Source organism: Leisingera sp. ANG59 (assembly GCF_013317235.1).
Classification (GTDB): Bacteria; Pseudomonadota; Alphaproteobacteria; order Rhodobacterales; family Rhodobacteraceae; genus Leisingera.
This window is the reverse complement of the sequence record NZ_WLCM01000033.1, coordinates 17171-29898: the sequence shown is the minus strand read 5'-3', so window position 1 is coordinate 29898 and position 12728 is coordinate 17171. Positions and strand designations below refer to the sequence as shown.

The window sequence follows — 12728 nt, the reverse complement described above, 5'->3', positions numbered from 1 at the left end:
TTTATTGAGACGGGACGGCAAAGCCACCGTTCAAGGCGCTGACAGCCAGCTCGGGTGCGCTGTTGCGGGTTGCCATGCGTTCCAGATTGACGATGGTCGAAAGCATGATCCGGTCATGGCTCCAGTCGCTGGGCCGCTGCAGCAGCATCGCGGTTGCCAGCACCACCCCGGCCATTGCCAAGGACACCAGCCCCCAGCCCAGCGAGTTCGGGCCTTGCGGCTGAACCGCCGTCACCGCGATAATGCGGCGCTGCAGGGACGCCCCGCGGCGGGTTTCGCGGCGGTCGACCAGCGCCACCGCCGGGCTGCGGCGGGTGAACAGGGCGGGGCCGCGGGCGGCATGGGCGCAGGCGCGGATCAGGCATTCGCAATAGGCGCGCACATCGAAACCGGGCCGCGCCATTAGCGCCTGGTCGCAGGCAAACTCCCGCAGCAGCCGCACTTCGCGCCGCCACATATAAAAGGCGGGGTTCCAGAACAGGGCGGGGCGCAGCAGCTCCAGCAGGAATTCGCATTCGATATCGCGCTGGCGGAAGTGCTGCAGCTCATGCGCGACAGTCAGGCGCAGATCGCGCGGGTCGTTCAGCAGCGATGAAGGCAGCACCACATAGCGGCAAAACGGCCCGCGGGTGGAATAGGCCACGCGGATATCATCGGACACCATCAGCTGTATCCGGCCGATGCGTTTCCAGGTAAAGGCGCCGCGCAGATTTTGGCGCAGCCGGAATACGGAAACCGCCACATGCGCCAGGCAGATCAGCGCCCCGGCGGCAAAGGCTGCGGCAATGGCTTGCGCCCAAGCCGGCTGCAGGCTGGTGAGGCCGCGCACCGCGTCCTCGCGCAGGCCGAGGGTGGCCTCGAACGTGCCGGCGCTCATACTGACGTTGCCCTGCAGGTACTGCGAAACCAGCATGTCGGAGAAATTCGGCGGATGGGCGATGACGAACCGGGTGAAGGCCAGGATCAGCAGGGGGGAGGCCGCCAGCAGCACCGTCATGCTATTCAAAAGCCGCAGCTGCGGCCGGTAGGCGCGCCCCAGCGGGCTGCGCGCCAGCGCCTTGCGGGCTGCGAACCACAACAAGGTGCCCGCGAGCAGCAGGATATTCAGGTCAATATAGGCATTCAGCAGAACATCAGCGTTCATTATCCCCCAGCCTTTCCTCCAAGAGCGCCCGCATCTCCTCGAGCATCTCATCGGTCACATCCTCATCATCGACCAGCCGCGCCACCAATGCGGCGGGCGCGCCGTTGAAAAGCTTGCTCGAAAGGTTTTTCAGAGATGTTTTCTGATACTCTGCCTTGGGAACGGCGGGGCGGTAGACCAGGGAGCGGTCCTTGCGCTCGCTGGTGAGGAAGCCCTTCTGCTCCATTATCTTGAGAACCGTGGCCACCGAGGTGTAGGCGCGTTCCTGCATCTTGTTCAGCTCGGCAAGGATATCGCGCACGGTGCCGCCGCCCATGTCCCAGACCACGGTCATGAATTCCAGCTCAACCTCGGTCAGCAGGGAAGTGTCGTGTTTCTTGCGCATCGCCTCGGCAGTCCGGCTCATATGGTCGTTCCAGTCATGCTAGGGGAAGCAGGCTTCCGTGAAAACTATTTTTTTAGAAGATGCGCGGCGGGCGGGGTTCTATTGTCAAAATCTGCGCTGCCGCGCGCTCTTTTCAGCAGGGGGCGGGCCGGACGTTGGGGCGGCATCCAGCGCAGCCGTTGCAGGTTTGGGCTGTGAAGACCTTGAAATGCAAGTTTGCCTTCATGGCCTGCCCTGATTGCGTTTGGGGTTCGCGGGTCAAGGGCAAGCCGCCTGCGGTGGAACCTTCGGCCCCCTTGACCCGCAGCGCATTCAGACCTTCCAGAAGCAGAAGATGCCCCAGGCGATCGACAGCCCCAACGGCCACCACAGCGGCATCCCCACCAGGCCAAGCCAGGCCAGGAAGATGTAGGAGGTGCCCAGCAGGCTGATGAACAGCCGGTCGCCGCGGGTGGTGGTGAGGCCGAGCACGCCCTTGCGGGCATCGCCGCCGGGGTGACGGATTTCAGCGATGATCAGCACGCCGATGGCGCTGAAGATACCGATGAACAACAGGGCAGTGGGCCAGGTCCAGGCCATCCATGAAAGCATTACACCCTCCCCATCGCGAAACCCTTCGCGATGTAGTTGCGGACAAACCAGATCACGATGGCGCCCGGAATGATTGTCAAAGTTCCCGCTGCCGCCAGCAGGCCCAGTTCATAGCCCGCGCTGGACGCGGTGCGGGTCATGGTAGCGGCGATCGGCTTTGCCTCGACCGCAGTCAGGGTCTTGGCCAGCAGCAGTTCCACCCAGGAGAACATGAAGCAGAAGAAGGCGGCCACGCCGACGCCTGCCTTGATCGACGGGATGAAGACCGTGGCGAAGAAGCGCGGGAAGGAATAGCCGTCGACATAGGCGGTTTCATCCAGCTCTTTCGGCACGCCGCCCATGAAGCCTTCGAGGATCCAGACCGCCAGCGGGATGTTGAACAGGCAGTGCGCCAGCGCCACCGCGATATGGGTGTCGAACAGCCCGGACGCAGAATAGAGCTGGAAGAACGGCAGCGCAAACACGGCGGCCGGCGCCATCCGGTTGGTCAGCAGCCAGAAGAACAGCTGCTTGTCGCCAAGGAAGCGGTAGCGGCTGAAGGCATAGGCGGCGGGCAGCGCCACGGCAACTGAGATCAGCGTGTTGATCGTCACGTAGAGGATCGAGTTGATGTAGCCCCAGTACCAGGTCGGATCGGTGAAGATCGCGATGTAGTTGTCGAGCGTGAAAGTCTGCGGGAACAGCGAGAAGCCCGAGAGGATTTCATTGGTCGTCTTGAAGCTCATTGCCACCAGCCAGTAGATCGGCAGCATGAGGAACAGGATATAGACCACGGGGACGATGGATCGTTTTTGCACCGGTCCGCCTCCTTAATTCAGGTCGTCTTTGGTCATCAGCGTGTAGAACAGCCAGCTGACCAGAAGAGTGATTGCGAAATAGATGAGCGACATGGCGGCAGCGGGGCCGAGGTCGAATTGGCCAAGCGCGATTTTTACCAGGTCGATCGACAACAGCGTGGTGGAGTTGCCGGGACCGCCGCCGGTCAGAACGAACGGTTCGGTGTAGATGTTGAAGCTGTCCATGAAGCGCAGCAGGATGGCGATGGTCAGCACCGTCTTCATCTTCGGCAGCTGAATGAACCGGAACACCGCCCAGTTGGAGGCGCCGTCGATCTTGGCCGCCTGGTAATAGGCGTCGGGGATCGACACCAGGCCCGCATAGCTCAGCAGCACCACCAGCGAGGTCCAGTGCCAGACATCCATGGTGACGATGGTCACCCAGGCTGCAACCGGATCCTGCGTCATGTCATAGGAGATGCCCAGCACATGGTTCAGGAAATAGCCCAAGAGGCCAATGTCGGGCAGGGTGAAGATGTTCCACATGGCGCCGACCACGTTCCACGGGATCAGCATCGGCAGCGCCATCAGCACCAGGCACACCGGCACCCAGAACCCCTTGCGCGGCATCGACAGCGCAATGGCGATGCCCAGCGGCACCTCGATGATCAGGATCAGGAAAGTGAACAGGAACTGGCGGCCAAGCGCCGCGTGGAAGCGGTCAGAGCGCAGGATCTGCTGGAACCAGTCCAGGCCCTGCCAGAAGAACACGTTGTCGCCAAAGGTCTCCTGCACCGAGTAGTTGACCACCGTCATCATCGGGATCAGCGCGTTGAAGGCGACCAGCGCCAGCACCGGCAGCACAAAGAACCAGGCTTTCTGGTTTTCGGTTTTCATCAGGCCGCTCCTTGTTCGTCTGCAGCGGGGGAGGTGGCAAGCCAGCCATCCACGTAAAGCCGGGTCATGTCCTGGCGGAAGGCGAGGCGCACGGCGCTGCCTTTTTCGGGGGCGGCGCCATCGGTGATCGCGTTGATGCGGCAGCCGCCGGCCTCGCATTCCACCACCGTGTGGCGGCCGATGTCAGAGACCTTGGTGACGGCCGCGGGCAGGCCGTGATCCGCCAGCGAGACGAACTCCGGGCGGATACCGATCTCGGTCCGGCCGTTTGCGGCGCCCTGTACGGGGCCTTCCAGGGCAACGGACTGGCCTGCAAAGACAGAAGACCCCTGGTGCAGTTCGCAAGGCAGGATGTTCATCCCCGGCGAGCCGATGAAGTGGCCGACGAAAGTGTGCGCGGGGCGCTCGAACAGCTCCACCGGGGTGCCGATTTGCACAACCTCGCCCAGCTGCATCACCACCACCTGATCGGCAAAGGTCAGCGCTTCGGTCTGGTCGTGGGTGACGTAGATCATCGTCGCCTTGACCCGCTGGTGCAGCTCTTTCAGCTTGGAGCGCAGTTTCCACTTCAGGTGCGGGTCGATCACGGTCAGCGGTTCGTCGAACATCACCACGTTGACGTCCTCGCGCACCAAGCCGCGGCCCATGGAGATCTTCTGTTTATTGTCCGGTGACAGGCCTGCCGCCTTCTGCTCCAGCATCTCGGTGACTTCGAGCATTTCGGCAATCGCCATCACCCGCTCGTGCACGGTGGCCTCGTCCCGGCCGCGGTTGCGCAGGGGAAACGCCAGGTTGTCGTAGACCGTCATGGTATCGTATATCACCGGGAACTGGAACACCTGAGCGATGTTGCGCTGATCCGGGGGCAGGGCGGTCACGTCCTTGCCGTCGAACAGGATCTGGCCCTCGGACGGGACCAGTAGTCCCGAGATGATGTTGAGCAGGGTGGATTTGCCGCAGCCCGAGGGGCCGAGCAGCGCATAAGCGCCGCCGTCGGTCCAGTCGAGGTCGATTTCCTTAAGCGCGTAATCCGAGTCGGACTTCGGCGTCGAAAGATAGCTGTGGCGCAGTTTGGAGAGAGTTATTTTAGCCATTGATGCCTCACGCCGCGCGGCTGCCGTCGGGGGCAAAGAAATATGCCTGCGCGGGGTCCATGTAGAAGTCGTGCAGCTCGCCCACCTGATAGGGGTGGACGCCGTGGGCCAGCGAGACCCAGCTGCCGGAACCCATGTCGAAATGGGCGGAGCTTTCGGAGCCGGAGAGTTCCGTCACCTGCACCTGGCCTGACAGCTGCACATGGGCGCCGTTTTTCGCGACAGGCAGCACGTGGTGCGGGCGGATGGCGATGGTGTAGGTGCCATCTGCCAGCCCAACGGCAGCGCCGCTCAGCTCCCAGGTGACGCCGGCGCCCAGGCGGGCCATGCTGCCCTGCTTGGTGATCTCGGCGGTGTTGATCGGCGGGTCGGAGAACACCCGAGCCGCATCGACATTGCCGGGGTTGCGGTAGATTTCGGCGGTGGGGCCGAACTGGGTCACCCGGCCGTCACGCATCAGCGCGGTCTTGCCGCCCAGAAGCAGCGCCTCTTCGGGTTCGGAGGTCGCGTAGACCACCACCGCGCCGCGGCCTGCAAACAGTTCGGGCAGCTGGTCGCGCAGCTCCTCGCGCAGCTTGTAGTCAAGGTTGGCCAGCGGCTCATCCAGGAACACCGCGCGGCTTTCCTTGGCAATCGCGCGGGCCAGTGCGCAGCGCTGCTGCTGGCCGCCGGACAGCTCATGCGGGCGGCGGTGCAGCATCGGCTTCAGCTGCAGGATCGCGGCGGCCTCTTCGACGCGGCCTTCGATCTCCGACTTCGCCATTCCAGCCACTTTCAGCGGCGAGGCGATGTTTTCAAACACCGTCATGTGCGGGTAGTTGATGAAGAACTGATGCACCAGGCTGATGTTGCGCTTCTGTGTGCTGAGACGGCTGACATCCTCGCCATCCATCAGCACTTGGCCGCTGGCCATCGGGTCGAGGCCCGCCATCAGTTTTATGAGTGAGGTCTTTCCGGAGCCAGTGGCGCCGAGGAGGACGTTGAAGTGACCGGGCTCCAGCAGCAGGGAGGTTTCCTTGATGTGCTGAATGGCGCCGACGCGCTTGGTCACACCCTTGAGTTCGAGTGCCATCTTGCTTTGACTTTCCGGCAGGCGGCCTGTTCGCGCGCGGGGCAGGGGCGCGCTCTGATCTTGGGGAAGATGGCCCCGGATGACGGAAGAGGGTCTCCAGGGCCAGGATAGCCCGGCCAGATGATGGGGATCGCTGGCCGGGCCGGGAGGAGGCCTTAGTTGGTTGCCCAGCGGGCCACCAGCTCGTCATAGTTGACGGTCTGGCCCTGCGGCTTCTCGTTCTCCAGCGGCGGCTTGGCGCCGCCATTGGCGTACCACCACTCCGCGTCTTTCTCTTCGTTCAGGCGCGGGCCGCAGCCGCCATAGACATTCGCCTGCTCGTCTGCGCGCTGCATGCGGGCCATGACGATGTCCATTTCCTCGGCCAGGCGGTCCATCGCTTCCTGCGGCGTGAAGGCGCCGGAGTTCACGTCACCGATCTGCTGCCACCAGATCTGGGCCAGCTTCGGATAGTCCGGCACGTTGATGCCGGTCGGCGACCATGCCACGCGGTCAGGCGAGCGGTAGAACTCGACCAGGCCGCCCAGTTTCGGTGCGCGCTCGGTGAAGCTCTCGTGGTTCACCGAAGAGTCGCGGATGAAGGTCAGGCCAACGTGCGATTTCTTCACGTCCACGGTCTTGGACACCACGAACTGGGCGTAGAGCCAGGCAGCCTGTGCGCGGTCCAGCGGGGTGGACTTGAGGAAGGTCCAGGAACCCACGTCCTGATAACCGACCTTCTGGCCTTCTTCCCAGTAGGGGCCGTGCGGGCTGGGCGCCATCCGCCACAGCGGGTTGCCCTCGGCGTCGACGGTGTTGTTACCTTCGGACTGCGGCTTCACCATGTCGGCGGTGAAAGCGGTGTACCAGAAGATCTGCTGTGCCACGTTGCCCTGTGCCAGTGCCGGCAGCGACTGGTAGAAGTCATAGGACGCAGCGCCCGGAGGCGCATACTTGCGCAGCCATTCGTCCCACTTGCGGATCGCGTAGACCGCCGCCGGGCCGTTGGCGGCACCGCCGCGGGTGACGCTGGCGCCAGCCGGGTTACAGGAGCCTTCCTCCATCCGGATGCCCCATTCGTCGATCGGCACACCGTTCGGCTCACCCTTGGAGCCGGCGCCTGCCATCGACAGCCAGGCATCGGTCATGCGCCAGCCGAGGTCGGGCGCGCGCTTGCCGTAATCCATGTGGCCATAGATCGCGGTGCCGTCGATTTCCTTGACGTGCTCGCTGAAGAACTCGGCGATGTCCTCATAGGCCGACCAGTTGACCGGGACGCCCAGGTCGTAGCCGTATTTTTCCTTGAACGCGGCCTGCAGGTCTTCGCGGTCGAACCAGTCTTTGCGGAACCAGTACAGGTTCGCGAACTGCTGGTCGGGCAGCTGGTACAGATCGCCATCCGGGCCGGTGGTGAACTGGGTGCCCATGAAGTCATCCAGATCGAGGCCAGGGTTGGTCACGTCCTTGAAGTCGCCTTCCATCATGTCGGTCAGGTTGTAGGCGAGCTGCAGGCGCGAGTGGGTGCCGATCAGGTCGGAGTCATTGACGTAGCCGTCATAGAGGTTCCGCTTGGTCTGCATCTGGGTCTGCACGGCCTGAACGACCTCGCCTTCACCCAGGATCTGGTGGTTCACCTTGATGCCGGTGATTTCCTCAAACGCTTTGGTCAGCACTTCGGATTCATAGCTATGCGTCGGAATGCCTTCCGACAGCACGTTGATCTCCATGCCTTTGTAAGGTTCCGCGGCCTTGATGAACCACTGCATCTCTGACAGCTGTTCATCCTTGGACAAAGCCGAAGGTTGGAACTCTTCATCAATCCATTTTTTGGCCGCCATTTCGTCGGCATAGCCAATTGATCCCGCAACCACCGCACAAACGGCTGCTGCGGAGAGAAGATACTTACGCATCTCTTCCTCCCTGAAAGTCTCTTGAGGCCAGCTGCGCTTTGGCTGCACCTGACTGGCATAGAGCTTTCATAGGTTGGATTATGTTGTCAAACTAATTTTTTAGTAATGAATATCATGTTGAATTTGTTATATAAATATCGCTCCTTTTGCACAACTGCGCTACGCCGCGGCGCAGCATTTGCGGTTGTAGCGCTACGGCAGTTTCCCCAATGGCGGGATCTGAAAAAACTGTCGCCGCGGATCGGCTTTGCGTCTATGGAGGTCAGCATGACGCAAGACACAACTTTCGAGATCTTTCTGACCGCAGCGCCGGGGCTGGAACAGGCGCTGTTGGCTGAGGCCAAGGAGTTGGGTTTTGCCGCGCCCAAGGCCGTGCCGGGCGGGGTCACCGTGCAGGGCAACTGGAGTGAGGTCTGGCGCGCCAACCTTTCCTTGCGCGGCGCCGCACGGGTGCTGGCAAGGATCGGCGAATTCCGCGCCTTCCACCTCGCGCAGCTCGACAAACGGGCGCGCAAGTTTCCCTGGAGCGAGGTACTGTGTTCGGATGTGCCGGTGAAGGTGGAGGTCGCCACCAACAAGAAATCCAAGATCTACCACGCCGGCGCCGCCGCCCAGCGGGTGGAAAAGGCGATTACTGAGACCCTCGGCGCCCCTGTCACCAAGGACGCCGAACTAACCGTGAAACTGCGGATCGAGGACAACCTCTGCGTCTTCAGCGTCGACACCTCTGGCGAGGGGCTGCACAAGCGCGGCCATAAATCGGCCGTCGGCAAGGCGCCGATGCGGGAAAACCTGGCCGCTCTGTTCCTGCGTGAATGCGGTTTTGACGGCAGCGAGCCGGTGGTGGATCCGATGTGCGGCTCCGGCACCTTTGTGATCGAGGCGGCCGAGATCGCCAAGGGCCTGCTGCCCGGCCGCAGCCGCAGCTTTGCCTTTGAACAGCTTGCAACATTTGATGCGAACGCCTGGGCAGAGATGAAGCAGCAGGGCGAGGTGCGCGAGACCGATTTGCAGTTCCACGGCTCCGACCGCAACGCGGGCGCCGTGGAGATGGCCGCTGCCAACGCGGACCGGGCGGGCGTGGCCGATTGCACCCGTTTTGCCCAGGCCGCGGTCAGCGACCTGCAGCGCCCTGAAGGCCCGCCGGGCCTGGTCATCGTCAACCCGCCCTATGGCGCCCGGATCGGAAACAAGAAATTGCTCTATGCCCTATACGGCGCCTTGGGGCAGGTGATGAAGGAGCGCTTCTCCGGCTGGCGGGTGGGTATCGTCACCTCGGAAACCTCCCTGGCCAAGGCCACTAACCTGCCGTTTCTGCCCTTCGGCGCGCCTGTGGCTCACGGCGGTCTCAAGATCCGGCTCTTCAAGACTGATCCGCTGCCCTGAGGCCGCCGCCGCTTCAGCACCCCCTAGTGTGACGCATGGTCCCTGTTTCGGTCCCGCATCCCGCCCGGCTATTCTGCCGCGCGAAACGAAAAGGGGAGAGGTCATGCAGCAGGCCGAAGATTTCCGCGCTGAAAGCCGCGCCCTGGCGGCCATCCTTGAGAATTTGCCGGAAACGGAGTTTCATCGCGAAACCCAGTTCAAGGCCTGGACCATCGATCACGTGCTGGGGCACCTGCACCTGTTCAACGCAGCGGCAGAGGCCTCGCTGCAGGGCGAGGACGCCTTTGCAGCCTTCATCGCGCCGGTGCTGCAGGATATGCAGGCAGGCCGTTCGATCCTCGAGTGCCAGTTCCCCTGGCTGGATGGCCTCAGCGGCCGGGCGCTGTTTGCGGCCTGGCAGGAGGGGGCGGAGCGTTGCGCCGATGCTTTCGCCGCGGCAGACCCTAAGGCGCGGCTAAAATGGATCGGGCCTGAGATGAGCGCGCTCAGTTCCGTCACAGCCCGGCAGATGGAAACCTGGGCGCATGGGCAGGAGGTGTTCGACCTCCTAGGGCTGGAGCGGCAGGAGCACGACCGCATCCGCAACATCGCGCATCTGGGGGTGGCAACTTATGGCTGGAGCTTCCGCAACCGTGCGCTGGACGTGCCGGAGCCTGCGCCTTTTGTGCAGCTGACCGGGCCGTCGGGCGCGGTTTGGGAATGGAATACCCCGCAGGATGCGGTTTATGTCAAAGGCTCTGCTGTGGAGTTTGCCCAGGTTGTCACCCAGGTGCGCAGCATTGCTGACACTGGTTTACGGGTCTCCGGCACCGCCGCCGAAATCTGGATGAAAATCGCCCAGTGCTTTGCCGGCCCGCCAGAGCATCCGCCGCGGAAGGGAGCGCGATACAGGGCCGGCCCGGCAAAGTCATAGGCCGGAAGGGCAGCGGACCCGCAGGCAGGGGGCTTCCGCCCGGCTTCGCCCTTCCTGATGGAAGGCGCCACACCCAAGGCTGCCGAGGCTGACCGGCACAGCCGGGGTGCCAGGAGACGCGGAAGAATGCCGCTGAGCGTCCCGATCGCAATGTGCTGCAGCAACGGATAAGCTGACCTTAGCCAGCGGCCCAGGCCCGGGTCAGCCCTTCCAGCGTCATACGCTGTGCGTCAGCCTTTGTAACCGGCAGCCCTTGGGCTTCCAGCGCCGCTTGATAGAAGGGCTGCAGCGGTGCCTCGGCAAGCAACGCCACATTCTGACCCAGCCAATAGGGCCGGGAGGCAGCCAGTTCCGCCCCCAGCAGCAGCCCCCAGAGCCTGCCGCATGCTTCCTCTGCCTGCACAAGCCCCAGCGTGGACTCCGTCTGGAGTGCCGCCAGCCGCGCCGCCAGAAGTTCCGGCTTGGCGATGCCATCCGCCGCCGCGGCGGTGAGCGCCGTCATGTTGCATTCGGCGTTGGCGCCCAGCACCTCTGGCTGCATCACCGCAGCCGCCAGCTGCCCGGTCAGCGCGCTTTGGAAGCTGACCGCCTCCCTGGCACTGACCTGAACCCAATGGGTGACAGCGCTGCCAGGCAGGCACACCACCCCGTCCCAATCCGGATTGAGCTGCAAAAATCCGCGGAGCCGGGCTGCAGCCCCTTTGATCAGCCCGCTCGGCGCAGGCTGGCTCAGCCCCGGCAGGGCGTGGACAGTCAGCTCTTCCAGTTTTACCGCTGCCAAGCGCGCTGCGGCAGGTTCAGCCGGCACGTTCTGCGGCGGCAGCAGTGGACTGCCGCCGAGAACCAGGGGCTGGGCCTCGCCGGACAGCAGCTGCCGTAGTCCGGCGGCCAGCGCCGCAGGACTGCTGTCCTGCAGTTTCTGGACCTGGGCCGGACCCGCGGTTCCGTTGGCTACAGGCCAAGCGGTCAGTGTTGTTCCCTCCAGATTGGCGGCCAGCCAGCTGGAGCTGCTGCCAGTAGCCTGCATCATGCCCTTACGTCCTCCTTCATTTCGGTACCGTGGCTTATGGCCGCGATCCCGGGATCCGGCAAGTGCGCCGCCTGGCAGAGACCTGCTGCAGGCATGCAAAGGCCTGCGGGCTGCCTTTGCCCCAACGGCTCCGCCAGCGCGAAGTGCTGCTATTACGCCGGTGAACGGCCGGCCGCTGTGTGCCAGCTTTCGGCAGCTGCGGGCCGCACGGGCAATTGTCTATGAGATGGAAAAGCATTTCTCCGAACCTGCGGCTGCAAGGCGTTGCCATTTGCCTGGCCTTCCGGAGCCGTTTTGTGAACCAAATCTGCAGCGTCAGCGCTTTGATTCCGGGATGCGCCTGCGTCCTTGGGAAACAATCCGGAGGTTTCCCCGCCATCGTTCACCGGAATTCCGGGTGAATTGCATGATTGCGTTGCATTTTGCCGGGAAATGTAAATTTTACACGCAATTGTATAAATATGTCCTAATTAGGGCGGAGTGCTGGATTGCACCGCCGCCGGTTATTTGAGGCGGCCGAATGAAAATGGCGCGGGCGCGTGGGGGCGCGCCCCGTTTCGAACCTGAAAATCAGTAACGGCAATCCGCGGCCGCAGGTCTGCGGACTGTCCGGGTGAATTGTGACAGCCCGCCGATTCAGGCGGCGGCCCAGGCGTGGGAACCGGCTGGAGTGAGGGAAAGTGGAATGAGAGATGCGGCTTCCGAAGGGGCGGGGCTGTCATTTGCGCGGGTTGAGGTTGAGGGAAGGCTGGCATCCAAGGCCGTTGCTTTTCTCCGCCCGCTGCATATGCAACCGGCCAATGTGAACTCTGCCCTGAACAGTCTTGGGCGGGCGGGTCAGGCAGACTTGAGCAGGGAGCGGCGCACAGGCGGCGGTGCCTATGCGGCAAGCGGCAAGCGGGTCCTTGATCTGCTGCTGGTGCTGCTGAGCCTGCCGGTCGTCCTGCCGCTGGTTGCCGTGTGTGCAGCGGCGCTGTGGCTGGAGGGCGGGCGGCCCTTTTACACTCAGGCCCGGCTGGGCCGTGGCGGACAGAGGTTCCGCATTTTGAAGCTGCGCACCATGGTGCGTGATGCGGATCAGCTGCTGCAGCTATACCTGGAGACGGATCCGGTGCTGCGCCGGGAATGGGATGAGACCCAGAAGCTTAAGAACGATCCGCGGATCACCCGTGTCGGCCGCTTCCTGCGCGCCACCTCGCTGGACGAGCTGCCGCAGCTGTGGAACGTTGCAAAGGGGGACATGAGCCTGGTCGGGCCGCGCCCGATGATGCCGGACCAGCTGCCGCTCTATGGCGATGCGCGCGCCTACTTCGCACTGCGGCCGGGAATCACCGGTGTCTGGCAAGTGTCCGTCCGCAATGAAGGCAGTTTCTCCAGCCGCGCCCGGGCGGACGCGGATTACCGGCACGGCCTGTCTCTGGGTTGTGACCTGGCGCTGATCTGGCGAACAGCCGGAGTTGTGCTGAAGGGGACGGGATATTAACGCCTTTCTGGTCTGCTGTTGCGGCGCCCGCTGCGCCGGCATCAGACTTTCCGGCCATTGCAGGGAGC

12 protein-coding genes are annotated in these 12728 nt (G+C 63.3%); 3 read left to right on the top strand and 9 right to left on the bottom strand.

Annotation, left to right across the window (positions count from 1 at the left end; translation table 11 throughout):
• Position 1: 1 nt before the first annotated feature.
• The 8 genes from GKC28_RS20455 to GKC28_RS20420 all read right to left on the bottom strand — a co-directional run bounded on the left by GKC28_RS20455 (position 2) and on the right by GKC28_RS20420 (position 7848).
• Positions 2 to 1144 carry a M56 family metallopeptidase gene (locus GKC28_RS20455; RefSeq protein ID WP_174148849.1) on the bottom strand — a complete coding sequence of 381 codons (1143 nt, stop codon included), beginning with the start codon at positions 1142 to 1144 and terminating at the stop codon, positions 2 to 4.
• The gene (locus GKC28_RS20450; RefSeq protein WP_029205028.1) at positions 1134 to 1529 is read right to left on the bottom strand and encodes a BlaI/MecI/CopY family transcriptional regulator; all 396 of its coding nucleotides are present in this window, start codon (positions 1527 to 1529) and stop codon (positions 1134 to 1136) included. Before GKC28_RS20450 ends, GKC28_RS20455 begins: the two co-directional genes overlap by 11 nt.
• A gap of 312 nt (positions 1530 to 1841) precedes the next feature.
• The gene (locus GKC28_RS20445; protein ID WP_174148848.1) at positions 1842 to 2120 is read right to left on the bottom strand and encodes a DUF2160 domain-containing protein; all 279 of its coding nucleotides are present in this window, start codon (positions 2118 to 2120) and stop codon (positions 1842 to 1844) included.
• Entirely contained in the window at positions 2120 to 2917 is a 798-nt protein-coding gene (locus GKC28_RS20440; RefSeq protein WP_174148847.1) for a carbohydrate ABC transporter permease, read from the bottom strand. The genes GKC28_RS20445 and GKC28_RS20440 overlap by 1 nt, the downstream gene beginning before the upstream one ends.
• A 12-nt stretch (positions 2918 to 2929) precedes the next feature.
• A complete protein-coding gene (locus GKC28_RS20435) occupies positions 2930 to 3793 on the bottom strand; it encodes a carbohydrate ABC transporter permease (RefSeq protein WP_019298162.1) in 864 nt (287 codons plus the stop codon).
• Complete coding sequence (locus GKC28_RS20430) at positions 3793 to 4887, bottom strand: ABC transporter ATP-binding protein (protein WP_174148846.1); 1095 nt, start codon at positions 4885 to 4887, stop codon at positions 3793 to 3795. Before GKC28_RS20430 ends, GKC28_RS20435 begins: the two co-directional genes overlap by 1 nt.
• 7 nt (positions 4888 to 4894) lie before the next feature.
• Positions 4895 to 5959, bottom strand: a complete 1065-nt coding sequence (locus tag GKC28_RS20425) for an ABC transporter ATP-binding protein (protein WP_174148845.1) — start codon at positions 5957 to 5959, stop codon at positions 4895 to 4897.
• Positions 5960 to 6114: 155 nt separating this feature from the next.
• On the bottom strand, positions 6115 to 7848 hold the full coding sequence (locus tag GKC28_RS20420) for an ABC transporter substrate-binding protein (RefSeq protein WP_174148844.1): 1734 nt from the start codon (positions 7846 to 7848) through the stop codon (positions 6115 to 6117).
• A gap of 267 nt (positions 7849 to 8115) precedes the next feature.
• Between GKC28_RS20420 and GKC28_RS20415 the strand changes: the two genes are divergently transcribed.
• Positions 8116 to 9234, top strand: a complete 1119-nt coding sequence (locus tag GKC28_RS20415) for a class I SAM-dependent RNA methyltransferase (RefSeq protein ID WP_174148843.1) — start codon at positions 8116 to 8118, stop codon at positions 9232 to 9234.
• A 103-nt stretch (positions 9235 to 9337) separates the two neighbouring features.
• A complete protein-coding gene (locus tag GKC28_RS20410) occupies positions 9338 to 10147 on the top strand; it encodes a TIGR03084 family metal-binding protein (protein ID WP_174148842.1) in 810 nt (269 codons plus the stop codon).
• 178 nt (positions 10148 to 10325) lie between these two features.
• Here the strand turns inward: GKC28_RS20410 and GKC28_RS20405 are convergent, their stop codons facing one another.
• On the bottom strand, positions 10326 to 11177 hold the full coding sequence (locus tag GKC28_RS20405; protein WP_174148841.1) for a 2-dehydro-3-deoxygalactonokinase: 852 nt from the start codon (positions 11175 to 11177) through the stop codon (positions 10326 to 10328).
• Positions 11178 to 11862: 685 nt separating this feature from the next.
• Here GKC28_RS20405 and GKC28_RS20400 point away from each other — a divergent pair.
• Positions 11863 to 12660, top strand: coding sequence for a sugar transferase (locus GKC28_RS20400; protein ID WP_174148840.1), 798 nt, complete (start codon positions 11863 to 11865; stop codon positions 12658 to 12660).
• Positions 12661 to 12728: the final 68 nt, after the last annotated feature.